This window comes from Streptomyces sp. CRN 30 (assembly GCF_034105845.1).
Map to the genome: position 1 here is coordinate 20,723 of NZ_JAVRHI010000401.1, position 23,605 is coordinate 44,327.

Consider the following 23,605-nt stretch of genomic DNA (forward strand, 5'->3'; position numbering starts at 1 on the left):
TCGACAGCGCCTGTGACCCCGTACACAGGATTCTCGCGGGGCCGCTGGTTAGCATGACGGGGTCGACGGGCCGTTGACGGATCGACGACGGACCGGCGACCGTGACTCCGAACACCGAACCGACGCGTTCGGATCCCGACCGACGCGTTCGGTTTCCCACCGACGCACGGGTTCCGACCGACGCACGCGGATTCCGACCGAAGCAATCGACCGACGGGGGCCGGCACACGATGGGCAGTACCACCTCGGAGCCTCCGACGAGAGCGGCTCGCGGTGCCGTGCGCCTGCGGATCGAGCGGATCGCGCGCGAGGTGGCCAAGTTCGGCGCGGTCGGCGGGGCGGGGCTGCTCGTCAATCTCGCCGTCTTCAACCTGGTGCGGCACACCACCGACCTCCAGGTGGTGCGCGCCAGCGTGATAGCGACGGTCGTCGCCATCGTGTTCAACTACGTCGGCTTCCGCTACTTCACCTACCGCGACCGTGACAAGAGCGGCCGGACCAAGGAGCTGACGCTCTTCCTGCTGTTCAGTGCGGTCGGCCTGGTCATCGAGAACGGCGTGCTGTACGCGGCGACCTACGGGTTCGGCTGGGACGGACCGCTGCAGAGCAACGTCTTCAAGTTCCTCGGCATCGGCATCGCGACCCTGTTCCGTTTCTGGTCGTACCGCACCTGGGTCTTCCGCACGCTTCCGGCCAGGGAGGCGGTGGCGAGCGCCGAATCGTTCCTGGAAACGGGCGCTCCCCCGTCGCCCGCGCTCTCGACGGGTACGGCGGCGGGTACGACGGCCCCTCGCGGGCGCACCCGCAGGGGCTGAGCGCCCGCCGGGCTCACCGGACCGTGTGCTGCTCCCCGGCGGTGCCCTGTGACGGCTTCACCGGCGTACGGGACAGGAAGAGGCCGAACACCGGCGGCTGCAGCTGGAGCATCTCCAGGCGCCCTCCGTCGGCCTCGGCGAGGTCGCGGGCGACCGCCAGCCCGATGCCCGTGGAGTTGTGGCCGCTGATGGCGCGTTCGAAGATCCGCGCGCCCAGCTCGGGAGGGATGCCGGACCCTTCGTCGGTGACCTCGATGACCGCCTGGTTGCCGGTGACACGGGTGCGCAGCGCCACGGTGCCGCCGCCGTGCATGAGGGAGTTCTCGATGAGCGCGGCCAGCACCTGGGCGACCGCGCCCGGGGTGCCGACGGCCCGCAGGTGCCGCTTGCCGGAACTGACGATCGCGCGGCCCGCGCTGCGGTAGGCCGGGCGCCACTCCGCCAGCTGCTGGTTGATCACCTCGTCGAGGTCGAAGGAGACGGCCGAGCCGGTGCGCGGATCGCGCGAGTTGGTCAGCAGCCGCTCCACCACGTCGGTCAGCCGCTCCACCTGGCTCAGCGCGATGGCGGCCTCCTCCTTCACCGTGTCCGGGTCGTCGGTGAGGGTGATCTCCTCCAGCCGCATGGAGAGCGCGGTCAGCGGCGTGCGGAGCTGGTGGGAGGCGTCGGCGGCCAGGCGCCGCTCGGCGGTGAGCATCCGGGCGATGCGCTCGGCGGAGGAGTCGAGGACGTCGGCGACCCGGTCCAGCTCGGGGACGCCGTACCGCCGGTGGCGCGGCCGCGGATCACCCGAGCCGAGGCGCTCCGCGGTCTCCGCGAGGTCGGTGAGCGGGGAGGCGAGGCGGTTGGCCTGCCGTACGGCGAGCAGGACGGCGGCGATGACCGCGAGCAGGGCGACCGCGGCGATGATCAGCAGAGTGCGGCCGACCTCCCGGGTCACGGACGAGCGCGGTTCCTCGATCGTGACCGTCTCGCCCTCCTCGCCCCGGGCCGCGGAGTGGATGACGTCGCCGGTGGGGCGCTCACCGATCTCGATCGGTGCCCGGCCCGGGATCTCGATGCGCGCGTACCGGTCCTCGTCCACCTGCTCCCGCAGCACGCCCGCGCTGATCCGCTCGTCGCCGAGGATGCGGCTGTCCACGATGCTGGCCAGGCGCACCGCCTCGGAGTCGACGCGCTCCTGGGCGGTGCTGCTGATGGTCCGGGTCTCGACGATGACGAGGGAGACGCCGAAGACGGCGATCACGACGAGGACCACGGCAAGCGTGGACTGGATGAGACGGCGACGCACGGGGCCCTCCGGACGAGTGGCTTACGAGACCCAGTGTGCCCGCACCACCCCGCTCCCCGGAGCCGGGCACACCCCGACAGGGGCGCGGGGACCTGCGCGACCAGCCCCGCACGCGCCCCCTCCCGGAACTCGGAAGGAATCAGCTCTTCTCGAAGCGGAAGCCGACTCCCCGCACCGTGGCGATGTAGCGCGGGTTCGCCGCGTCGTCCCCGAGCTTCTTGCGCAGCCACGAGATGTGCATGTCGAGCGTCTTGGTGGAGGACCACCACGTGGTGTCCCAGACCTCGCGCATCAGCTGGTCCCGGGTGACGACCCGTCCGGCGTCCCGCACGAGCACCCGCAGCAGGTCGAACTCCTTCGCCGTGAGCTGCAGCTCCTCGTCGCCCATCCAGGCCCGGTGCGACTCGACGTCGATCCGCACACCGTGCGTGGCCGGCGGCTGCTGGGGCTCGGCGGCACCGCGCCGCAGCAGGGCCCGGACCCGGGCGAGCAGCTCGGCCAGCCGGAACGGCTTGGTGACGTAGTCGTCGGCGCCCGCGTCGAGGCCGACGACGGTGTCCACCTCGTCGGCGCGGGCGGTGAGGATGAGGATCGGGACGGTGTGCCCCTCGGCGCGGAGCCGGCGCGCCACCTCCAGGCCGTCCATGCCGGGGAGCCCCAGGTCCAGGACGACCAGGTCGACGCCGCCCTGCAGCCCGGCGTCCAGCGCGGTCGGGCCGTCCTCGCGGACCTCGACCTCGTAGCCCTCCCGGCGCAGCGCGCGGGCCAGCGGCTCCGAGATGGACGCGTCGTCCTCGGCGAGCAGTACTCGGGTCATGGAGTGATGGTAGTCCGCCTGCGACAACACCAGGAGGGTGATCGACGAGCGCGATGCGCCGCTTCGGCAGCACGTCCCCCTCCCACGCGCGCGGGGCGGTGGACACGCTCCCACGCGCGCGTGCTCACGGCGGATTCACGCCGACTGCGACTTTCGGCCATTCCGGCATGATGGCCCGGCATGACGGTCAGTTACGTACACCTAGGGTTCCTGAGAGAGCACCCTGGGTACAACCTTCGAAACAGCGATCTTCGCTGGACTCAAACCTGTGATCCATCTCTCAAGCCCTTCCGTACCCGTCGGCAATGTGACGTATGGTGATTGAACGCCTGTAGCACCGCGGGGACCTTTGGCGCTTTCTTGACGCTGAAGGTCTCTTTTGTGTGCGGGTCAACGTGCGAGTTGGCCTCGAAAGGAATGACCTGTGGCCGGGCCTCTGACGCAATGACGCGCGGAGAGGCGTGGATCCCGGTGGTCGCCGCCCTCGCTCCGTGATCCGGAGCGGACTCCCCGTGGGCGTGGGGTGGGCGGGTCGATCCAGCCGGTGCCGGCCGCCCCCCACCGGGCGCGCACCCGCCCTCGGGCCCTCGGACGAGGGCGAGGACCGGACCCCCACCCGCGCGCCCTGACCAGCAAGGAACGACCATGGCGTCCAGCCTGACGAAGGAACCGGTTCCCCCGGGCACACCCGGCGGCTCCGAGAAGACCTTCTTCGGCCACCCCCGCGGCCTGGCCACTCTGTTCATGACCGAGATGTGGGAGCGCTTCTCCTACTACGGCATGAGGGCCCTGCTGCCGCTGTACCTGGTGGCACCGGGCGGCCTGAACATGAACGCGGCCACCGCGACCGCGATCTACTCGGTGTACCTGTCGCTCGTGTACCTGCTCACCCTCCCCGGTGGCTGGTTCGCGGACCGCGTGCTCGGCCCCCGCAAGACGGTGGCGTACGCCGGACTGATCATCATGCTCGGCCACCTCACCCTGGCCCTGCCCGGCTCCGGCACCTTCTTCGCCGGCCTCGGTCTGGTCGCGATCGGCTCGGGTCTGCTGAAGGCCAACATCTCCACGATGGTCGGCCACCTCTACAAGGGCACGAACGACCCGCGCCGCGACGGCGGCTTCACCGTCTTCTACATCGGTATCAACGTCGGCGCCTTCGCCGCGCCGCTGATCATCGGCACCGTCGGCGAGAAGGTCAACTGGCACCTCGGCTTCGCTCTCGCCGCGCTCGGCATGGCGCTGGGCCTCGCCCAGTTCCTGCTGGGCCGCCGTCACCTGAGCACCGAGTCCGACGTCGTACCGACGCCGCTGTCGCCCGCCGAGCGGAACGCGACCCTGCGCCAGTCGGCCCTGTGGGCGGTCGTCGCCGCGGTCTTCTACGGAATCGTCGTGGGCACCGGCCACTACACGCTCAACTGGCTGCTGGTCCCGATCACCGTGCTCGGTCTGATCATCCCCGTCCTGGTCATCGCGCGCATCAAGCGCGACAAGGAACTGGACGCCACCGAGCAGTCGAAGATGTCCGCGTACATCTGGTTCTTCGTGGCCGCGGCCGTCTTCTGGATGATCTACGACCAGGGCGGCTCGACCTTGTCGATCTTCGCCGAGTCCTCCGCGGACAACAGCGTCTTCGGCTGGGAGTTCCCGGTCTCCTGGTACCAGTCGGTCAACCCGGTCCTGATCATGGCGCTCGCCCCGGTCTTCGCCTGGGCGTGGCTCGCGTTGAACCGGCGCGGCAAGGAACCGAGCACGATCGTCAAGTTCTCCTCCTCACTGGTCCTCGTCGGCGCCTCCTTCTTCCTCTTCCTGGCCCCGCTGTCGATCGCCGAGGGCGGTCACAAGGCGGCCGCGCTGTGGCTGGTGGCCATCTACTTCACGCAGACCGTCGGTGAGCTGATGCTCTCCCCCGTCGGTCTGTCCGTCACCACGAAGATGGCTCCGGCCAAGTACGCCTCCCAGATGATGGGTGTCTGGTTCCTGGCGGTGACGGCGGGCGACGCCACGACGGGCCTGCTGTCCATCGCGGGCGTCGACCTGAACACCAAGGGCGTGGTGGCCCTCGAGGCCACGCTCGCGGTCGTCGCCGGATTCGCGGTGTGGATGTACCGCGGCAAGGTCAAGAAGATGATGGGCGACGTGCACTGAGGCGCCCCGCTCAAGGCCGAAGGGCCGCCGCACCATTCGGTGCGGCGGCCCTTCGCCGTCGGGTCATGAGGACAGGCGCACGGAGGAACAGTGCGGCCGGGATCAGGCCGGTGCGCCCACTTCCGCCCAGACCGTCTTGCCCACGGGCCCGGGCGCCCGTACGACGCCCCAGTCCAGGCAGAGCCGCTGCACGATGAACATCCCGTGGCCGCCCGGACGGCCGGCGCGGTGCGGGGTGCGCGGTGCGGGCTCTCCCGCGCCCCGGTCGGTGACCTCGATCCGCAGGACCTTGTTGTCGCAGGAGATCACGAGCTCGTCCGGGCCCTCGGCGTGCAGACAGGCGTTGGTGACGAGCTCGGAGACGACCAGCAGGACGTCCTCCGCGGCGGCACGCCGGTCGGCGGTGGCCGCGGGCAGCCAGCCCCAGGCGTGCAGCGCCTGGCGGGTGAAGTCGCGGGCGAGCGGCACGACACCGCTCTCGTCGTCGAAACCCAGTCGGCGGACCTGCCGCGGGGCGCGCGCGGGCGCGCTCCCGGCGTCGGCGGCCGCGGTCCGGTCATTCGTCTGCGGGCCTGCGGAGGCGCCCTCCGCAGGCGCGTCCTCCGCGCGTGCCTCGCCCGTCGGCGCGGGAACCCCGCGTACGGTCGCGCGCGCGCCCACCACGGGCGCGCTCGTGCGCGCCGTCACACCGTGCGCTCGTCCGGCGGGCGCGGGTGCACCCCCCGCGATCAAGCCCTCCGCGGGAGGACCCTCACCGGGCACCCCGGAAGCGCCGCCGGCGCCCGGTTCCGGGCCGCGGTCGCCCGGCGAGTAAGGCCGGGTGGTGCTCATCAGCGCTTCACCTCACCGATTCACCCATTCACGTTTCAGAAGTCAGTACGCGGATCAAGGGATCCCCCCGTGATCCCACGGCGCGCCCGCCGCGCCCTCGCCGACATGTTCAGGATGTCTTCTGCCCGACCGGTTCGTCGGGACACCCACTTGTTCCGTGGGGAAACCGTGACGGACGCAACGCACCACCCGCACACGACGGAGCGGTACGCCCCGTCGAACGTCGTCCGGGCGCCCCCACCGGTCGGGCCCATGCACGGTCCGGCCGCCCGGCCCTAGTCGCCCAGCGCCGCTTCGAGCGTCTCGTGGACGGTGAAGACGGCATCGGCCCCGGTGATCTCGAAGACCCTGGCCACCACCGGCTGCATGCCCACGAGGTGGACCCCGCCGCCGGCGGCCTCCGCCTTCAGCCGCGCGCTCAGCAGGACGTTCAGCCCCGTCGAGTCGCAGAACTCCAGGCGCGAGCAGTCCACGACCAGACGTGCGAACCCCTTGTCGAGGCAGCCGTCGAGCGGCTCACGCAACAGATCGGCCGTGTGGTGGTCCAACTCGCCCGCGGGGATCACGACGGCGCTGGCGCCCTCTTCCCGCACTTCGACCAGTAGTCGGCCCGACTGTGCGCTGCCGACCGTCCCGCGGTCCATGCCGTCTCTCTCCCGACCATCGTGGCTGATGACTCGCCACCATCGTGGCTCATGACTCGCCCTCGAACACTACGCCTTCCGCACGCACTCCGACACCCGAACAATCACACGCAAACGGACATTTCATAACGAAGCGCACTTGCGGCAGTCTCAGGTAAGCGGGTAGGGCTAGTAAAGACACCCGACTACACGGCCGGCTACGGAGGCGCCGCACACCGCAGTGCACGTATTGGCATCGGCGGCCATATGCCGAGAACGATGGAGGACATCATGTCACCCCGGCTCGACGAATCGCATACCCAGAGGGCGACGTCGGCACTCATCCCGGAAGACGTCCGCGACGAATTCGATCTCGCCGCGCTCGAAGGACTTCCGGAGATCCCCCCGTACGACGAGGTGGGGCCGCTGGACGCGCGGGCCCTGTCCAAGACACTCTTCGAGCGGCTGGAGTCCCTCGAGGAGGGCACGTACGAATACGCGTACGTACGCAACACCCTGGTCGAGCTGAACCTCGCACTCGTGAAGTTCGCCGCCTCCCGCTTCCGCTCCCGCAGCGAGCCGATGGAGGACATCATCCAGGTCGGCACGATCGGCCTGATCAAGGCGATCGACCGCTTCGAGCTGAGCCGCGGCGTCGAGTTCCCCACCTTCGCGATGCCCACGATCATCGGCGAGGTCAAGCGCTTCTTCCGTGACACCAGCTGGTCGGTACGCGTCCCGCGCAGGCTGCAGGAGCTGCGCCTGGACCTGGCGAAGGCCGGCGACGAACTGGCCCAGCAGCTCGACCGCGCGCCGACGGTGCGGGAGCTGGCCGAGCGCCTCGGCATCTCCAACGAGGAGGTCGTCGAGGGCATGGCGGCCTCGAACGCCTACACGGCGAGCTCCCTCGACGCCCAGCCCGAGGAGGACGACTCCGAGGGCGCGCTGGCGGACCGGATCGGATACGAGGACCACGGGCTCGAGGGCATCGAGTACATCGAGTCGCTGAAGCCGCTGATCGCCAAGCTCCCGTCACGCGACCGCAAGATCCTCTCGCTGCGCTTCGTCGCCAACATGACCCAGTCGGAGATCGGTGAGGAGCTGGGCATCTCCCAGATGCACGTCTCCCGGCTGCTCTCCCGCACTCTCGTGCGCCTGCGCAGGGGGCTGACGGTCGAGGAGTGACCCACGCCGACGGCCGGGTACGGGACACGCCTGTTCGTCCCGGTGCCCGGCCGGCGCCTTTTCCGGCTCCGCCCCCACTGCGGCGGCGCCGTCAGACGACGCGCACGCCCCTGCGCCAGACACCGGCGACCAGGGGCACCCCCGGCCGGTAGGCCAGGTGCACATGGCTCGGGGCGTCGAGGAGCACCAGGTCGGCGTACGCGCCCGGGACCAGGCGGCCGATATCGGTGCGCCGGAGGGCCGCCGCCCCGCCCGCCGTGACCGACCACACCGCCTCATCAGGTGTCATGCCCATGTCCCGTACGGCCAGCGCGACGCAGAACGGTACCGAGGACGTGAACGACGACCCCGGATTGCAGTCGGTGGCCAGGGCGACCGTCGCCCCCGCGTCGAGCAGCCGGCGGGCGTCGGGCCACTGGGCCCGGGTGGAGAACTCGACGCCGGGCAGCAGTGTGGCGACGGTACGGCTGTTCGCCAGCGCGTCCACGTCCGCGTCGGTCAGGTGGGTGCAGTGGTCCGCGCTCGCCGCGTCCAGTTCGACGGCGAGCCGCACACCGGGGCCGTACGAGAGCTGGTTGGCGTGCACGCGCGGGTGCAGACCCCGCTCCCGGCCCGCGGTGAGGACGGCCCGCGCCTGGTCGCCGTCGAAGGCGCCCTCCTCACAGAACACGTCGATCCAGCGGGCGTACGGGGCGCAGGCGTCGAGCATCGGCCCGGTGACGAGGGCGACGTACGCCGCCGGGTCGCCGGCGTGCTCGGGAGGCGTGACGTGGGCGCCGAGGTACGTCACCTCCTCGGTGTGCCGGGCGGCCAGGCGCAGCGCCCGGGCCTCGTCCTCGACGGTGAGCCCGTAGCCGGACTTGGTCTCCAGCGTGGTCGTGCCCTGGCGGAGGGCCTCGGTGAGGTGGCGGGTGAGGGTGCGTTCGAGGTCCTCGTCGCGTGCGGCGCGGGTGGCGGCCACGGTGGTGCGGATGCCGCCCGCCGTGTAGCTCCGGCCGGACATGCGGGCGCTGAACTCCTCGGTGCGGTCGCCGGCGAAGAGCAGGTGGGAGTGGGAGTCCACGAAGCCCGGGAGCACCGCCCGGCCTCCGGCGTCGACCCGGTTGTCAGTGGCGGGTGCTTTGCTTCTTCCACCGGTCCAGACGACGCGGTCGCCTTCCATGACGACGGCCGCGTCCTGGATCACGCCCACGGGGGATCTGTCACTGAGGGAGGGGTCGTTGGTGACCAGAGCGGCGATGTTGGTGATGACGGTGCTGGCGCTGCTGGCCGCGTCTGCGGGCTGGGCGGTGCTGGGGCTGCTCATGGCGTCCTCGGTGGCCTGGGCTGCGGTGCGGGCGGGACAGGGCGGTGTGCCGGCGGGGGACCGGGAGAGCTCTTCGGAGCGGCGGGAGGCGGTCAGCCGCGCAGGCTCGCGACGGCGGTCTCCAGCGCCCGTGGCACGTCCGGCACGAGGACGTGCGCCCCGTCCCGCACGACGTGCCGACCGCCCACGACCGTATGGCGCACATCCGCTGCCGACGCGGCGAATACAGCCGTCTCCGCGCCGAGACGTGGCAGCGGTCCCGCCGTTCTGACCGAGTCGAGCCGAAGCGTCGTGAAGTCGGCGAGCGCGCCGGTCTCCAGGGTGCCGGCCGCCTCCCAGCCGAGCGCCGCGTGGCCGTCGGCCGTGGCCGCCCGCAGGAGGGCCGCCGCCGTCCAGTGACCGCGGGTGCGGGTGCGCAGGCGCTCGTTCATCTCCATGGCGCGTGCCTCCTCCAGGAGGTCGATGACGGCGTGGCTGTCGGAACCGAGGGACAGCGGGGACCCGGCGCGCTGCAGCGCGCCGGCCGGGCCGACGCCGTCGGCGAGGTCCCGCTCGGTGGTCGGGCACATGCAGGTGCCGGTGGAGGCGGCGCCGACCAGCGCGACGTCCTCCTCGGTGAGGTGGGTGCCGTGGACGGCGGTCGTGCGGGGCCCGAGGACACCGTGGTCGGCGAGCAGCCGGGCGGGGGTGCGGCCGTGGGCCTCCCGGCAGGCTTCGTTCTCGGCCGGCTGCTCCGACAGGTGCACGTGCAGCGGGGCCCGCCGCTCCTCGGCCCACCGGGCCACGGTGGCCAACTGGTCGGCGGGTACGGCCCGTACGGAGTGCACGGCGGCACCGATCCGTGCGTGATCGCGTTCCTTGAGAAGTGAAGAGCGTGTCGCCCAGACTTCCGCGGTGCCGTCGGAGAAGCGGAGCTGGTGGCCGGTGGGCGGCCGGCCGAAGCCGGCGGAGAGGTAGGCGGTGTCCAGGAGGGTGATCCGGATGCCGGCCTCGGCGGCGGCTGCGACGAGGGCCTCGCCCATGGCGTTGGGGTCGGCGTAGGGGACGCCGCCGGGGGCGTGGTGCACGTAGTGGAACTCACCGACGCAGGTGACGCCCGCGAGGGCCATCTCGGCGTAGGTGGCGCGGGCGAGCGCGTGGTAGGTGTCCGGGGTCAGCCGGCCGGCCACCGCGTACATCGCGTCGCGCCAGGTCCAGAAGGTGCCGGAGCCGATTTGGACGGTGCCGCGCAGAGCCCGGTGGAAGGCGTGGGAGTGGGTGTTCGCCAGTCCGGGGAGGGTCAGGCCGCGCAGGATCTCGGCACCGGGCGGGGGGCCGCCGGTGCCGCCCGCACCGTCCCTGCGGTCCTCGGCGTCCGTGGTGCGCAGGGCGGTGATGCGCCCGTCGGCGGTCTCGACGGTCACGCCGGGTTCGACGTGGGTGCCGAGCCAGGCGTGTTCGAGCCAGTAGGTCGTCCGCGTCACCTGCGGGCCAGTCCTTCCAGTACGTCGGCGAGGGCGGTCACCCCGGCCACGCAGTCGTCCTCGGCGGCGTGCTCGGCCGGGGAGTGCGAGACGCCCGTGGGGTTGCGCACGAACAGCATGGCGGCCGGGACGGTCCCCGAGAGGATCCCCGCGTCGTGTCCGGCGCCGGTACCGAGGACGGGCACGCGGGGCCCGGCCGCCCCGCCGCCCAGGATGCGGGCGATCTCGTTCCGCAGCGCGTGGTCGAACTCGACGACGGGCGTGCACGACTCGCGGACCACGTCGAGCCGGACGCCCTGTTCCTCGGCGTAGGCGCGCGCGGCCTCCTCGATGCCGGTGACGACCGTGTCGAGGGTGGCCGGGTCGGCGGCGCGGGAGTCGAGCCAGCCGCGGACGAGGGAGGGCACGGCGTTCACCCCGTTCGGCTCGACGGAGATCCTGCCGAAGGTGGCGACGGCGCCGGCGAGGCGGGCCCGGCGCCGGGCCGCGAGCACGGTCTCCGCGTACGGCAGCATGGGGTCCCGCCGGTCCGCGAGCCGGGTCGTGCCGGCGTGGTTGGCCTCGCCCCGGAAGTCGAACCGCCACCGCCCGTGCGGCCAGATGGCACTGGCGACGCCCACCCGGTCGCCCGTCAGGTCGAGCGCGCGCCCCTGCTCGACGTGGAGTTCGACGAAGGCCCCGATCCGGCCGAGCCGCTCCGGGTCCGGTCCGACGGCCTCGGGGTCGTACCCGGCGGCCTCCATGGCCCGCGGCAGGGTGATCCCGTCGGCGTCGGTCAGCCGGTGCGCCTGTTCCGCGGTGAGCCGTCCGGCACTGAGCCTGGACCCCACACAGGCCAGCCCGAACCGGGCGCCCTCCTCGTCCCCGAAGTTGACGATGCCCAGGGGCTTGGCCAACCGGGCGTCCCGCGCGCGCAGTTCGTCGAGCGCGGCGAACGCCGACACCACTCCCAGGGGCCCGTCGAAGGCGCCGCCGTCGGGCACGGAGTCGAGGTGCGAGCCGGTGACCACGGCGTCCCCCCGGGCGGGGTCCCCGAGCCAGGCCCACTGGTTGCCGTTCCGGTCGACCTCGAGGGCGAGGCCGCGCCGCCCGGCCTGCTCCGCGAACCAGGCCCGGCACTCGGCGTCGGCCCCGGTCCAGGCGAAGCGGCGGTAGCCGCCGCTGCCGGGGTGGCGTCCGACGGGGTGGAGGTCGCGCCACATGGTGGGGAAGTCGGGCGGGGCCACGCCGGACCGGGCGGTCCGTGCGGGCCGGTCCGCCCCCGCGGTCACCGCCCGGCGGTCGCCGTCCCGGTCCTCCGGCTCGGGCCTCACGCCTCGTCCCCCTCACGCATGGGCACCCGCACGCCCCGCTCGGCGGCGACCTCCTCGGCGCGCTCGTACCCGGCGTCCACGTGGCGGACGACTCCCGTGCCGGGGTCGTTGGTCAGCACCCGGCGGAGTTTCTCGCCGCCGAGCCTGGTGCCGTCGGCGACGGTGACCTGCCCGGCGTGCAGGGACCGCCCCATGCCCACGCCGCCGCCGTGGTGGACCGAGACCCAGGACGCGCCCGAGGCCACGTTGACCATGGCGTTCAGCAGCGGCCAGTCGGCGATCGCGTCGGAGCCGTCGCGCATGGCCTCGGTCTCCCGGTACGGCGAGGCGACGGAGCCGCAGTCGAGGTGGTCCCGCCCGATGGCCAGCGGGGCCGCCAGCTCACCGCTCGCGACCATGTCGTTGAAGCGCTCACCGGCCCGGTCCCGCTCCCCGTAGCCGAGCCAGCAGATGCGGGCGGGCAGCCCCTGGAAGCGCACCCGCTCCCCGGCCAGCCGGATCCAGCGGGCCAGGGACTCGTTCTCCGGGAACAGGTCCAGGACCGCCCGGTCGGTGGCGGCGATGTCCGCGGCCTCGCCCGAGAGTGCCGCCCAGCGGAAGGGGCCCTTGCCCTCGCAGAACAGCGGCCGGATGTACGCGGGCACGAACCCGGGGAAGGCGAACGCCCGCTCGTACCCGGCGAGTCGCGCCTCGCCACGGATCGAGTTGCCGTAGTCGAAGACCTCGGCACCGGCGTCCAGGAAGCCGACCATGGCCTCGACGTGCCGGGCCATGGACTCGCGGGCGCGGGTGGTGAACCCGGCGGGGTCCTTCGCGGCGTACGCGGCCATGTCGTCCCGGTCGACGCCGAGCGGCAGGTACGACAGCGGGTCGTGGGCCGAGGTCTGGTCGGTGACGACGTCGACGGGCGCGCCCTCGGCGAGCATCCGCGGCAGCAGCTCCGCCGCGTTGCCGAGGAGGCCGATGGAGAGCGGCCGGCGGGCGTCGCGCGCCTCGACGGCCAGCCGCAGGGCGTGTTCGAGGGAGTCGGCGCGCACGTCGAGGTACCGGTGCTCGATGCGGCGTTCGATCGCGCGCGGGTCGCAGTCGACGCAGAGGGCGACGCCGTCGTTCATGGTCACGGCGAGCGGCTGGGCCCCGCCCATGCCGCCGAGCCCGGCCGTGAGCGTGATCGTCCCGGCGAGGGACCCGCCGAACCGCTCGGCGGCGACCGCGGCGAAGGTCTCGTAGGTGCCCTGGAGGATGCCCTGGGTGCCGATGTAGATCCATGACCCCGCGGTCATCTGGCCGTACATGGTGAGCCCGAGGTGTTCGAGGCGGCGGAACTCCTCCCAGTTCGCCCAGTCGCCCACCAGGTTGGAGTTGGCGAGGAGCACACGCGGAGCCCACTCGTGGGTCTGCATCACCCCGACGGGGCGGCCGGACTGGACGAGCATCGTCTCGTCCTGCCTCAGGGTCCGCAGCGTGCGCACCATCGCGTCGAAGGAGCGCCAGTCCCGGGCCGCCCTCCCGGTCCCGCCGTAGACGACGAGCCGGTCGGGATGCTCGGCGACCTCGGGGTCGAGGTTGTTCTGCAGCATGCGCAGGGCGGCTTCCTGCGGCCACCCCAGGGTGCTCAGTTCCGTGCCGCGCGCGGCTCGTACGGGGCGGGGTCCGGACACGGTCGGCCTCCTGGCGGAACGGGCGGGTCGGACGGGACGGGTCGGACGGGACGAACGGACGCGACGGCGGGCGGGCGGCTCGGGCAGGTGGGAAGGGACGCACGCGTGGGCGGCCGGACGGTGCGCCTGTTGCGCCGGCCATTCACAGACTGTGTACCTGAATAGGGATAGTCAATACGGCCGTACACCCGTACGGGGGCATCCCGGATGTTTGGCCGGCCCCACCGGGCACAGAATCCCGGCGGTGGGCACGGTGGGCACGGTGGGCACGACGACGGGGGCCGAGATGAACGACACGGGGACCGGCGCTACGGGCCACAGCGAAGGGGAGCGCGCGGCCCGGCGGGACGAGGCGGTGCGTGCCGCGGTGGAGCGGGGCCTGCTGGGGCCGGACGCGCCCATCGTGGGACTGCTGGACGTCACCGGCATCCGGGAGTCGGCGGCGGCGCTGAAAGCGGCCTTCGACGCGGTGACGGCGCCCGGCACACCCGTGCTGCACGCCTTCGCCGTCAAGGCCACCCCGCTCGTGCCCGTGCTGCGCCTGCTGCGTGCGGCGGGCATCGGCGCCGAGGTCGCGAGCCCCGGTGAACTGGCGCTCGCCCGGGCGGCCGGCATCACCCCGGACCGCACGGTGCTCGACTCGCCCGCCAAGACGCCGGCGGAACTGCGGGAGGCGCTGGCCCTCGGCATCGCGGTCAACGCGGACAACCCGCAGGAACTGGAGCGCCTCGACGCCCTGGTCCGCTCCGCGCCCACCCGCTCCCCGCTCGGCATCCGGGTCAACCCCCAGGTCGGCGGCGGCTCCATCGGTGCGACGTCCACCGCCACGGCCACCTCCAAGTTCGGTGTCGCCCTGCGCGACGAGGGCGCCCGGGAGTGGGTGGTCAGGGCGTACGCGGACCGGCCCTGGCTCACCCGGCTGCACGCCCACACCGGCTCCCAGGGCATCCCGCTCACCCTGATGGCACGGGGCGTGGAGGAGACGTACGCCCTGGCCGAGGAGGTCAACCGGCGCGTCGGCCGCCGGCAGGTCGACACCATCGACATCGGCGGCGGCCTGCCGGTCAACTTCGCCTCCGAGGAGAGCACCCCGACCTTCGACCGGTACGCGCGCCTGCTGGCCGAGGCGGTCCCGGGGCTCTTCTCCGGACGGTACGGACTGGTCACCGAGTTCGGCCGGTCGCTCCTGGCCAAGCACGGCACCGTGGTCGCCCGCGTCGAGTACGCCAAGCGGTCGGGCGGCCGTCCCATCGCGGTGACCCACGCGGGTGTCCAGGTCGCCACCCGCACGGTCTACGCGCCCGGCTCATGGCCGCTGCGCATCGCCGCGTACGACGCGGAGGGGCGCCGCAAGTCCGGTCCCGCCGTCGTCCAGGACGTCGCCGGACCCGCCTGCTTCTCGGGCGACCTCCTCGCCGAGGGCCGTGCCCTGCCCCTCCTGGAGCAGGGCGACTACGCGGCCGCCCTGGACACCGGCGCCTACTACTTCGCCCACCACTACGCGTACAACTCCCTGCAGCGACCCGGTATCCACGGCTTCGCACCCGCCGGGCCGGAGGGCATCCGCTTCTCTCCGGTACGGACCCCCCAGACCGTGGACGAGATCGTCGGGGAATCGGGCGGGGAGCACGCCCGGGCCCTGCTGGACCTGTAGCGCGGGCCCTGCGGCGCGGGCGCGGGCCGGGAGCCGGTTCGGTCCGCCGGCGCTCCCGCGCGTGTCCTCACCGACCGGCGCGCGCGACATCCCGCGCTTCGAACGACCGTTTCTCGTCCCCCGATTGACGAGCGGCCCCCCTGCCGCCCGCAGGCGCCTCGCCCCCCGCGTCCCAGGTCGGCGCAGCACCGTTCACGTCCGCCCCCGGTCCCGGCGGAAGACGAACAGCCGACCCACATTAGTCAGTTCGCACGCGTTCGACCGGGAAATGCCCGGAACTCTCACCCTCACCGCGCACGGTACGTAGTTTCGGCGTCACTCAGCCGTACCCGAGGCGGGAGGGGAGCCACGGTGCCCGGAATAGACGAGTGCCTGCTGGAAGCCATGAGGCTGCCCGGAGCCCTGGGCGCCGCGGTGGTCGACTGGACCAGCGGACTGGCCCTGGGCACGGTCGGGGACGCGCCGGGCGGCGACCACGAGACGACCGCCGCAGAGGCGGCGGAGCTGGCGCGGCTCGCGGCCGAGCACCGGGCCTTCGCACCGGAGGAGGAGGCCGGCTGGGACGGGCAGGACCCGCCCGTCGAGGACCTGATCGTCAGCAACCGCGACACGTACCACCTCCTGCGCTTCGTCCGGACGACCTTCGACAGCAGCGTCTTCCTGCACCTGTGGCTCGCCCGGGCCGACGGCAACCTCGCCCTGGCCCGCATCCGGCTCGGCGAGATGGCGGGACGGCTGGTGCTGGGATGACCGTGATCAGCACACCGCCGCCCCCGCTCCCGCTGCGGTCCAGGTCCGCCGACCGCGGTGCCCCCGCGCCTCCCGCCACCCCCAGCCTCTCCCCGATGCTCCACCGCCTCGCCGCGGAACGGGCCACCGGCGTCCTGCTGCGCGAACACGGCACGCTCTACCTCGCCGACGGCCGGATCGTGCACGCCGACAGCCCGCAGAGCCCCGGCCTCGAATCCCTGCTCATCACGAGTGGCTCCCTGCACACCGACGCCTGGCGGGAGGCCGTCGCACAGGCCGGCGCGCGGCGGCGGGTCGGCCGGTTCCTGGTCGACAGCGGCCGGGTCACCGAGGGCGCGCTGGAGCTCTGCCATGTGGCCGCGGTCTTCGACGCGGCGTACTTCGTACTCGGCCCGTCCGGCGCCCCGGCCCGCTTCCGGTACGGGGCCGCGCACTGGCTCGGTCCCGTACGTCCGGTGCCGGTGGCCGCGCTGGAGCGCGAGACACTGCGCCGCCGGGAACTGCTGCACCGCATCTGGCCCGACGCGGCGACGGACGACGCGCCACTGCACCGCGCCGGGAGCCCCGCCGAGCCACCGGTACCGGCCCGCCAGTCGGCCGTCCTGGACCAGGTGGACGGTGCTCGCACGGCCTCCGACATCTCCCGCGTCCTCGGCCGTCCGGCGTTCCACACCCTGGTCGACCTGCGCAGGCTGGCCGCCGCCGGAATCGTGCGGGCGGCACCACCGGTGACCGCCGGGGCCGACGGTTCCGGCAGCCCTGACGCTCCCGACGGCCCCGCCCCCTCCGACAGTTCCGGCGACCCCGTGTCCGCACTGCTCACCCAGCCTTCGGCGGACCCCGGCATCGCCCTGCTGCGCCGGCTCCGAGACGCCCTGGAGGCCCTGTGATCCGCGCGCTTCGACAGCGTGCCGAGAGGAGACTGCTGATGGCGGCGGAGGCCGAGGTCCTCGACGAGCTGCACCGGTTGCGCGCCCGCGTGCCCCAGCTGACCGGCGCGCTCGCGGCCAGCGTGGACGGCCTGGTGCTGGCCCAGGACACGCCCGGGGTGGAACCGGAGGGCGTCGCCGCGCTCACGGCCTCGGTGCTGGGCGTGGCCGTACGGATGACGGACGCCACCGGGCGGGGCGGCTTCCGCGAGCTGCTCGTGCGGGGATCGGACGGCTATGTGGCGACGTACGCGGCCGGCGCCTCCGCCGTGCTGACGCTGCTGGCCGAGGACCGGGTCAACGTGGGCCGGCTGCACCTGGAGGGCCGCCGTGCCGGTACCCGCATCGGCGAGCTGGTCGACGCCGCGGCGGCCCGTGTCGGCCCGCCCGCGCGCACCACCGTGGCCGGGGCGAAGGCCGGCGCCGCGACCAGGACCGGGATGCCGACGAGGCCGACGAGGCCGACCGCGCCGAAGGACGACGACCCGGCTCCCGCCGCATCCCCCGCCGCATCCCCGGCCGTCCCCGACCTCGCTGCCTCACCGACCGTCCCCGACCCCGCCGCCGCGGCGGCACCCGCCGACCGGACCGCCGCCCCGAAGACCGGCACGAAGTCCGCCACCCCGCGGACCAGGGCCGCGCGCTCCACGACGCGCGCGGCCCCGAGCACACCCACCCCGTCCACCACAACCAGCACACCCACCGCAAGCGAGAGTTGAGAGGACGTACCTCGCCATGGCCAACACCGAAACCGCGCTGAAAGAAGCACTCGCCTCCATCGAGGGCGCGACCGGCGTCGCGCTGGTCGACTACACCAGCGGCATGGCGCTGGGCACGATCGGCGGCAGCAAGGGCTTCGACCTGAACGTCGCGGCAGCCGGCAACACCGACGTCGTCCGCGCGAAGTTGCGCACGATGGAACACCTCGGCCTGAAGGGGGAGATCGAGGACATCCTGATCACCCTGAGCGACGCGTACCACCTGATCCGCCTGCTCACCGGCCGGGGCGGCAACGGCCTCTTCCTCTACCTGGTCCTCGACCAGAAGCGGGCCAACCTCGCCATGGCCCGGCACCAGCTGAAGAGGATCGAGGCGGAACTCGAGGTCTGAGTCACGATGGGCGGCGCGTCCAGCCGGGCAGCGCCGCCCACCGCCTGTGTGCGCCGTACCGCGCGCCCAGGACCCCGTCGATCCCCGGTCGATCTCCGGGAATCGGCACCGCAGGTATCCGCGTCCCTCCACCGGGCAGAACTGACCCGGACGGTTCACCGACCGCGGGAGGTCCGCTTGTCGACCACCGAAAAGACCACGGGAGCGCCGCAGCCCGCCGAGGAGCCCGGCCTCGCACGTGTCCTCGGCCCCGGACTGCTGATCCTCTTCGTGATCGGCGACATCCTCGGGACCGGCATCTACGCGACGACCGGCAAGGTGGCCGGGAAGGTGGGCGGTGCGCTGTGGCTGCCGTTCGTCATCGGCTTCGTCGTGGCGATCCTGACGGCGGCGTCGTACGTGGAGCTGGTCGGCAAGTACCCCAAGGCGGCGGGGGCGGCCCTCTACACCCAGAAGGCCTTCAGGGTGCCCTTCCTGACGTTCATCGTCGCGTTCATGGTGATGTGCTCGGGCCTGTCGTCCGCGAGTGCCGCGGCCCGCGCCTTCAGCGGCGACTACCTCGGGGAACTGACCGGCGGCTCGCTGCCGCCCACACTCGTCGCCATCGCGTTCGTCGTCCTGCTGGCCGCGCTGAACCTGCGCGGTGTCGCGGAGTCGGTCAAGACGAACGTGATCCTGACGATCGTCGAGCTCACCGGCCTGCTGATCATCCTCACGATCGGCGCGTGGGCGGTGCTGAGCGGTGACGGAGAGCCGTCCCGCCTCACCGAGTTCGAGGCGAGCGGCACCGGATACGCGCTGGTCACGAGCGTACTGGGCGCCACGGCCCTCGGTTTCTTCGCCTTCGTGGGCTTCGAGGACTCGGTGAACATGGCAGAGGAGACGAAGGACCCGGGCCGGACCTTCCCCCGGGCGATCTTCATCGGGGTGGCGGTCACGGGCACGATCTACGTCCTGGTGGCGCTGGTCTCCTCGCTCCTGGTGGACCACCGGACCCTGGCGGGCTCCAGCGGACCGCTCCTGGAGGTCGTCAAGGTCGGCGGGGTGGACTTCCCGCCCGGACTGTTCGCCCTGATCGCCCTCTTCGCGGTGACCAACTCGGCCCTCATCAACATCATGATGGCCTCCCGGCTCTGCTACGGCATGGCCAACGAGCGCATCCTGCCGCGCGTGATGGGACGGGTCCTGCCGCGCCGCCGCACCCCGGTCGCGGGCATCGTCTTCGTGACGCTGCTGGCCATCGGCCTGGTGTCGACCGGCGAGATCGAGGGGCTCGGTGACACGACGGCGTTCCTGCTCCTGTGCGTCTTCGCCGTGGTCAACATCGCGGTCCTGGTGCTGCGCCGTGACCGCGTCGACCACGCGCACTTCCGCACCCCGACGGTCCTCCCGGTCCTGGGCGCCGTCACGGCCCTGGTCCTGGCCAGTCCGCTGGCCGACCGCCCGGCCGACGTCTACGTCCGCGCCGCCGTCCTCGTCACCATCGGCATCGCCCTGTGGGCCGTGAACAAGCTGGTGCTCCGCCGGACGGACGACGAGCCCTGACGGCCCGCCGGCACCTGTCCCGGCGGGCCGTCAGCGCGCGGCGGCCGCGACGCGGCGCCCGCCTCCGGGTGCCGCGTCGCCCGCGGCCACTCCGGTGGCCCGGTACGCCTTCACCCGCTTCCCGACGGGAGCGCCGCCCCACCGTGAGAGCCAGTCGACCCGCACCCACAGCAGTACGTCCTCCGACCGCTCCAGGCGCCCGATCCACGCGGCCCTGAGCCGCAGCCCGGCACCGGCCCCGGCGAGCAGCAGCCCGCCGGCCGCCGGCGCGGCGAACCCGATGCCCAGCGCGGCAAGGAAGGCGAGCAGCAGCCACCAGCGGTGTCCGCGCCGCCAGTTCCGTACGGTCACCCGCCGGTCCTGGAGCACGTCGTGCTTGCCGGCCCGGACGGTCGCCCGCGCCAGCTCCCGGTACCGCCCCCGCCGCACACCGGCCACCACGGACGCCACGACGAGGAAGAGCGCGGCCCCGGCCAGGACCCCGATCCGCCGCCCGGTCAGTCCCGGCACCAGCACGCTGATCCCGGCCGCGACCACCCCGAGCCACCACAGGGGCGCGGCCCCCGCCCTCACGACCACGGCAACCCGCGCCAGCCCCTGTCCTCCGCGCGCCACGTTCCGCCTCCTCGGCTCCTCGGCCTGTACGCCTCGTCCTCTGCGCCGGGCAGGCTAGCCAGCGAACCTGAGACGTGTCTGAGAAGCGGATGTACGAGGGGCCGGCGCCGCACGGGAAGGCCTCACCTCACTCCGCTTCACTCCACGAACAGCCCCCTCGCGGCCGCCCGCGCGTCGAACTCCTCCAGTCGCGCCTGTGCCTGCGGCAGGCCGTCGCACATCGCCTCCAGCAGTACCCGGCCCAGCAGCATGGGCGCGCACGCGGTGTCGAAGGCGAGTCCGGTGCCGACGGCGGCCGGCAGCAGCAGGTCCGACACCGCGGCCACCGGGGCGAAGGCCGAGTCGGCCACCGTGACCACGGTCAGCCCGGCCGCCCTCGCGTACCCGAGCGCCTCGGCGGTCTCCCGCGGATGCCGGGGCAGCGCGAAGCACAACAGGGCGCTCGCGCCGGCGGTCACCGCCGCGTCGATCCGGTCGTACAGCATCGAGCCGCTCTCGTTCAGCAGCCGGACGTCCGGATGGACCTTGGCGGCGAAGTACGCGAAGCCGTGCGCCTGGGCGGCGGCCGCGCGGAGCCCGAGCACCGGCAGGGGGCGCGAGGCGGCCAGGAGGTGCCCGGCCCGCTCCACCGGCGCGGGGTCGGCGAGGACCTGTGCGAGGTGCCGCAGGTTCTCGATCTCGGACTCGACGGCCTGCTGGTACTCGTTGTACGGCGCCGTGTCCGGGGCCGGCCCGGCGGGCGTGACCTCCCGCAGGTGCCGGCGCAGCGCCGGGTAACCGTCGAAGCCGAGGGCGACCGCGAACCGGGTCACGGACGGCTGGCTGACCCCGGCGAGTTCGGCGAGTTCCACGCTCGACAGGAACGGCACGTCCGCGGCCCGCCGCACCATGCTGTGCGCGATGCGCCGCTGGGTCGGCGTCAGCCGGTGCCCTTCGAAGAGCGCCTGCAGCCGCGCGGCCGGGCTGTCGGTCCCGCTCATGACGTGCTTTCCCCCCGTGGTCGGTGACCCATGGCCGGTAACCGGCGGTACGGCCCACGCGCGCCAGTGTATTCAGCCGCCGATGACCCTGCATGGCCCTATGCAGGAGTCCGTGGACACGGGGGCTAGCCCCAGTGCCCCGAGGCCGAGCCCCCGCCTACCGTGAACGGCATGACCGCTACCGGAGCCCACGACGCCGAGCTCAAGAAGGAACTCTCCGCCACCCTGCAGGCCCGCAGGGAGCTGGGCGAGGAGTACGACTCGGCGCTGGTCGACTCGTTCCTGGAGAAGGTCGAGCAGCGCCTCGACGGCACGGTGGACCGCCGGGTGCGGCGCCGGCTCGCCGAGCTGCAGATGTCGGAGGCGCGCGGCACCCGCTCGCCGAGGTCGTCCACCGACTCCTGGGGTGAGCGCTTCGGCTTCGGGGTCGTCTCGCTGGTCCTCGCGATACCGCTGTCCGGCATAGGCGGCGGCACGGGAGACCTGCCGGGCCTCCTGGTCACCTGGGCCGGCATCGTCGGCGTCAACGTGGCCTGGGCCCTGCGCACCAGCCCCCGCCGGGGCCGCCCCGGGAGCAAGCCGGACGACTCCGACTGGGAGGGCTAGGCGCGGGGAAAGCAGGCCCGGGGAAGCAGGCGCCGAGAAGTATGCGCGGGGACCGCCGCACCCCCGTTACCGGGGGGCGGGACGACGGCGGTCCCCGCGAGGGGACGCGGAGCCGGGTCAGGGCCCGGCCGGGCGCGTCCTGGCGTCCAGGAGGTCCGGGAGCCGCTCCGGAGGTCCTTTACGCCGTTCTCGGTGCCGGCCGGAACGGGAACCTTCCCCGGCGCTCAACGCCTGGGCGGTGTCCCCGCCGTCCTGCCGACACCCACCAATGTGCCGGACCCGTGTTAAGCCGGTGCTGCGTGGACGTGACGCGCTCGTACCACTTGTGCGAAGTTCGCACCGGTGGCGCGGAGCGAAGGTCGCACCCGTGGCGATGCGGAGATCGCGCCGGTGGCGCGGACCCGCACCGCCCGGCGGCGCCGCAGTCCGCCCGATCCCTACTGCTTCGCGCCCCCCTGGGCCAGGAAGGCCAGCAGGTCCTGCCTGCTCACCACGCCGGTCGGCTTGCCCTCGACCAGCACGATCGCCGCGTCCGCGGCCCCCAGTACGGTCATCAGGTCCCCGAGCGGTTCGCCGGAGCCCACCTGCGGCAGCGGCGCCGACATGTGCTTCTCCAGCGGGTCCTGGAGCGAGGCACGCTGGGCGAACAGCGCGTCCAGCAGCTCCCGCTCCACGACCGAACCGACGACCTCGGCGGCCATCACGTCCGGGTGTCCGGCGCCCGGCTTCACGATCGGCATCTGCGAGACGCCGTACTCGCGCAGTACGTCGATCGCCTGACCCACCGTCTCGTCGGGGTGCATGTGGACGAGCGAGGGGATGGAGCCGCCCTCCTTGTCGTGCAGTACGTCGCCGACGCGCGCGCTCGGCCCCTCGTCCTCCAGGAAGCCGTAGTCCGCCATCCACTCGTCGTTGAAGATCTTGCTGAGGTATCCGCGCCCGCTGTCCGGCAGCAGCACGACCACCACGTCGTCGGGGCCGAGCCGCTCCGCGACCCGCAGCGCGGCCACGACGGCCATGCCGCAGGAGCCGCCCACCAGCAGGCCCTCCTCCTTGGCCAGGCGCCGGGTCATCTGGAAGGAGTCCTTGTCGGACACGCCCACGATCTCGTCGGCGACGGTCCGGTCGTACGCGGTCGGCCAGAAGTCCTCGCCGACGCCCTCCACCAGGTACGGCCGCCCGGACCCGCCGGAGTACACCGAGCCCTCCGGGTCGGCGCCGATGACCTGGACCTTCCCGTCACTGGCGTCCTTGAGGTACCGGCCGGTGCCCGAGATGGTCCCGCCGGTGCCCACGCCCGCGACGAAGTGGGTGATCCTCCCCTCCGTCTGCTCCCACAGCTCGGGGCCGGTGGAGTGGTAGTGCGAGAGGGGGTTGTGCGGGTTGGAGTACTGGTCCGGCTTCCAGGCGCCGGGCGTCTCGCGCACCAGCCGGTCGGATACGTTGTAGTACGAGTCGGGGTGCTCCGGGGCCACGGCGGTGGGGCAGACCACGACCTCCGCACCGTAGGCCCGCAGCACGTTGATCTTGTCGGTGCTCACCTTGTCGGGGCACACGAAGATGCACTTGTACCCCTTCTGCTGGGCCACGATCGCCAGGCCCACACCGGTGTTCCCGCTGGTCGGCTCGACGATCGTGCCGCCCGGCTGCAGTTCGCCGCTCTGCTCGGCCGCCTCGATCATGCGCACGGCGATGCGGTCCTTCACGGAGCCGCCGGGGTTGAAGTACTCGACCTTCGCGAGGACGGTCGCCTGGATGCCCGCGGTCACGTTGTTGAGCCTCACCAGCGGGGTGTTGCCGACGAGGCCGATCATCGAGTCGTGGAAATGCACCGTTGTCTCCGGAGCTGCATAAGGGGTGGTCTCGGGTCCCGCCAGCCTATGCCCCCCTTGTGCGCGGACGCCCCGTCACGATTGGCCGACGGCCCTCGCGGGGCAAGGAGTGGTTGTACGGCTACGGAGAGGTG

Annotated in this window: 20 protein-coding genes and 1 pseudogene; 10 read left to right on the forward strand and 11 right to left on the reverse strand. The window is 72.8% G+C overall.

The window, feature by feature from the left end:
* The first annotated feature begins 230 nt into the window (after positions 1-230).
* Positions 231-815, forward strand: coding sequence for a GtrA family protein (locus UW392_RS44295; RefSeq protein WP_320780992.1), 585 nt, complete (start codon positions 231-233; stop codon positions 813-815).
* A gap of 13 nt (positions 816-828) precedes the next feature.
* Here UW392_RS44295 and UW392_RS44300 read toward each other — a convergent pair whose 3' ends face one another.
* Entirely contained in the window at positions 829-2,106 is a 1,278-nt protein-coding gene (locus UW392_RS44300) for an ATP-binding protein (RefSeq protein WP_320780993.1), read from the reverse strand.
* Between the two features lie 139 nt (positions 2,107-2,245).
* Positions 2,246-2,923 (reverse strand): response regulator transcription factor, encoded by a 678-nt coding sequence (locus tag UW392_RS44305; protein WP_053760328.1) that lies wholly within the window; start codon positions 2,921-2,923, stop codon positions 2,246-2,248.
* Positions 2,924-3,568: 645 nt separating this feature from the next.
* Here UW392_RS44305 and UW392_RS44310 point away from each other — a divergent pair.
* Positions 3,569-5,068, forward strand: a complete 1,500-nt coding sequence (locus UW392_RS44310) for an oligopeptide:H+ symporter (protein WP_320780994.1) — start codon at positions 3,569-3,571, stop codon at positions 5,066-5,068.
* Positions 5,069-5,170: 102 nt separating this feature from the next.
* Here the strand turns inward: UW392_RS44310 and UW392_RS44315 are convergent, their stop codons facing one another.
* Both UW392_RS44315 and UW392_RS44320 read right to left on the reverse strand, forming a co-directional pair.
* A complete protein-coding gene (locus UW392_RS44315) occupies positions 5,171-5,899 on the reverse strand; it encodes an ATP-binding protein (RefSeq protein WP_414497309.1) in 729 nt (242 codons plus the stop codon).
* Positions 5,900-6,174: 275 nt separating this feature from the next.
* Positions 6,175-6,543 carry an STAS domain-containing protein gene (locus UW392_RS44320; RefSeq protein WP_320780996.1) on the reverse strand — a complete coding sequence of 123 codons (369 nt, stop codon included), beginning with the start codon at positions 6,541-6,543 and terminating at the stop codon, positions 6,175-6,177.
* Positions 6,544-6,801: 258 nt separating this feature from the next.
* On the opposite strand from UW392_RS44320, the gene UW392_RS44325 reads away from it, so the two are divergent.
* A complete protein-coding gene (locus tag UW392_RS44325; protein WP_320780997.1) occupies positions 6,802-7,707 on the forward strand; it encodes an RNA polymerase sigma factor SigF in 906 nt (301 codons plus the stop codon).
* Between the two features lie 91 nt (positions 7,708-7,798).
* Here UW392_RS44325 and hutI read toward each other — a convergent pair whose 3' ends face one another.
* The 4 genes from hutI to hutU form a co-directional block, all read right to left on the reverse strand.
* The gene (hutI, locus tag UW392_RS44330) at positions 7,799-9,013 is read right to left on the reverse strand and encodes an imidazolonepropionase (RefSeq protein ID WP_320780998.1); all 1,215 of its coding nucleotides are present in this window, start codon (positions 9,011-9,013) and stop codon (positions 7,799-7,801) included.
* Between the two features lie 92 nt (positions 9,014-9,105).
* Positions 9,106-10,476 (reverse strand): formimidoylglutamate deiminase, encoded by a 1,371-nt coding sequence (locus UW392_RS44335; RefSeq protein ID WP_320780999.1) that lies wholly within the window; start codon positions 10,474-10,476, stop codon positions 9,106-9,108.
* Positions 10,473-11,678: an allantoate amidohydrolase gene (locus UW392_RS44340; RefSeq protein WP_320781022.1), complete on the reverse strand. Its 1,206-nt coding sequence runs from the start codon at positions 11,676-11,678 to the stop codon at positions 10,473-10,475. Before UW392_RS44340 ends, UW392_RS44335 begins: the two co-directional genes overlap by 4 nt.
* 107 nt (positions 11,679-11,785) lie before the next feature.
* A complete protein-coding gene (hutU, locus tag UW392_RS44345; RefSeq protein WP_320781000.1) occupies positions 11,786-13,450 on the reverse strand; it encodes a urocanate hydratase in 1,665 nt (554 codons plus the stop codon).
* A gap of 286 nt (positions 13,451-13,736) precedes the next feature.
* On the opposite strand from hutU, the gene UW392_RS44350 reads away from it, so the two are divergent.
* The 6 genes and pseudogenes from UW392_RS44350 (at position 13,737) to UW392_RS44375 (ending at position 19,438) form a co-directional block, all read left to right on the forward strand.
* Positions 13,737-15,104: a diaminopimelate decarboxylase gene (locus UW392_RS44350; RefSeq protein WP_320781023.1), complete on the forward strand. Its 1,368-nt coding sequence runs from the start codon at positions 13,737-13,739 to the stop codon at positions 15,102-15,104.
* A gap of 351 nt (positions 15,105-15,455) precedes the next feature.
* The gene (locus tag UW392_RS44355; protein WP_320781001.1) at positions 15,456-15,854 is read left to right on the forward strand and encodes a hypothetical protein; all 399 of its coding nucleotides are present in this window, start codon (positions 15,456-15,458) and stop codon (positions 15,852-15,854) included.
* On the forward strand, positions 15,851-16,744 hold the full coding sequence (locus tag UW392_RS44360) for a hypothetical protein (protein ID WP_320781002.1): 894 nt from the start codon (positions 15,851-15,853) through the stop codon (positions 16,742-16,744). The genes UW392_RS44355 and UW392_RS44360 overlap by 4 nt, the downstream gene beginning before the upstream one ends.
* A gap of 38 nt (positions 16,745-16,782) precedes the next feature.
* A pseudogene (locus UW392_RS44365) lies at positions 16,783-17,152 on the forward strand (roadblock/LC7 domain-containing protein); the annotation flags it as partial.
* 366 nt (positions 17,153-17,518) lie between these two features.
* Positions 17,519-17,893 carry a hypothetical protein gene (locus UW392_RS44370; RefSeq protein ID WP_320781003.1) on the forward strand — a complete coding sequence of 125 codons (375 nt, stop codon included), beginning with the start codon at positions 17,519-17,521 and terminating at the stop codon, positions 17,891-17,893.
* Between the two features lie 177 nt (positions 17,894-18,070).
* Positions 18,071-19,438: an APC family permease gene (locus UW392_RS44375; RefSeq protein WP_320781004.1), complete on the forward strand. Its 1,368-nt coding sequence runs from the start codon at positions 18,071-18,073 to the stop codon at positions 19,436-19,438.
* Between the two features lie 30 nt (positions 19,439-19,468).
* Here UW392_RS44375 and UW392_RS44380 read toward each other — a convergent pair whose 3' ends face one another.
* Both UW392_RS44380 and UW392_RS44385 read right to left on the reverse strand, forming a co-directional pair.
* Positions 19,469-20,053: a hypothetical protein gene (locus UW392_RS44380; protein ID WP_320781005.1), complete on the reverse strand. Its 585-nt coding sequence runs from the start codon at positions 20,051-20,053 to the stop codon at positions 19,469-19,471.
* Positions 20,054-20,190: 137 nt separating this feature from the next.
* Positions 20,191-21,033 (reverse strand): MurR/RpiR family transcriptional regulator, encoded by an 843-nt coding sequence (locus UW392_RS44385; protein WP_320781006.1) that lies wholly within the window; start codon positions 21,031-21,033, stop codon positions 20,191-20,193.
* 171 nt (positions 21,034-21,204) lie between these two features.
* On the opposite strand from UW392_RS44385, the gene UW392_RS44390 reads away from it, so the two are divergent.
* On the forward strand, positions 21,205-21,639 hold the full coding sequence (locus UW392_RS44390; protein WP_320781007.1) for a hypothetical protein: 435 nt from the start codon (positions 21,205-21,207) through the stop codon (positions 21,637-21,639).
* Positions 21,640-22,076: 437 nt separating this feature from the next.
* Here UW392_RS44390 and UW392_RS44395 read toward each other — a convergent pair whose 3' ends face one another.
* Positions 22,077-23,471 (reverse strand): cystathionine beta-synthase, encoded by a 1,395-nt coding sequence (locus UW392_RS44395; RefSeq protein WP_320781008.1) that lies wholly within the window; start codon positions 23,469-23,471, stop codon positions 22,077-22,079.
* Positions 23,472-23,605 lie beyond the last annotated feature (134 nt).

What these genes read in the sequence shown, in the direction of transcription:
- UW392_RS44320 (WP_320780996.1), bottom strand. Translation starts at nt 6,543, where the DNA reads ATGGACCGCGGGACGGTCGGCAGCGCACAGTCGGGCCGACTACTGGTC.
- UW392_RS44350 (WP_320781023.1), top strand. Translation starts at nt 13,737, where the DNA reads ATGAACGACACGGGGACCGGCGCTACGGGCCACAGCGAAGGGGAGCGC.
- UW392_RS44385 (WP_320781006.1), bottom strand. Translation starts at nt 21,033, where the DNA reads ATGAGCGGGACCGACAGCCCGGCCGCGCGGCTGCAGGCGCTCTTCGAA.
- UW392_RS44340 (WP_320781022.1), bottom strand. Translation starts at nt 11,678, where the DNA reads ATGTGGCGCGACCTCCACCCCGTCGGACGCCACCCCGGCAGCGGCGGC.
- UW392_RS44360 (WP_320781002.1), top strand. Translation starts at nt 15,851, where the DNA reads ATGACCGTGATCAGCACACCGCCGCCCCCGCTCCCGCTGCGGTCCAGG.
- UW392_RS44370 (WP_320781003.1), top strand. Translation starts at nt 17,519, where the DNA reads ATGGCCAACACCGAAACCGCGCTGAAAGAAGCACTCGCCTCCATCGAG.
- UW392_RS44325 (WP_320780997.1), top strand. Translation starts at nt 6,802, where the DNA reads ATGGAGGACATCATGTCACCCCGGCTCGACGAATCGCATACCCAGAGG.
- UW392_RS44310 (WP_320780994.1), top strand. Translation starts at nt 3,569, where the DNA reads ATGGCGTCCAGCCTGACGAAGGAACCGGTTCCCCCGGGCACACCCGGC.
- UW392_RS44390 (WP_320781007.1), top strand. Translation starts at nt 21,205, where the DNA reads ATGACCGCTACCGGAGCCCACGACGCCGAGCTCAAGAAGGAACTCTCC.
- UW392_RS44315 (WP_414497309.1), bottom strand. Translation starts at nt 5,899, where the DNA reads ATGAGCACCACCCGGCCTTACTCGCCGGGCGACCGCGGCCCGGAACCG.
- UW392_RS44305 (WP_053760328.1), bottom strand. Translation starts at nt 2,923, where the DNA reads ATGACCCGAGTACTGCTCGCCGAGGACGACGCGTCCATCTCGGAGCCG.
- hutI (WP_320780998.1), bottom strand. Translation starts at nt 9,013, where the DNA reads ATGAGCAGCCCCAGCACCGCCCAGCCCGCAGACGCGGCCAGCAGCGCC.
- UW392_RS44295 (WP_320780992.1), top strand. Translation starts at nt 231, where the DNA reads ATGGGCAGTACCACCTCGGAGCCTCCGACGAGAGCGGCTCGCGGTGCC.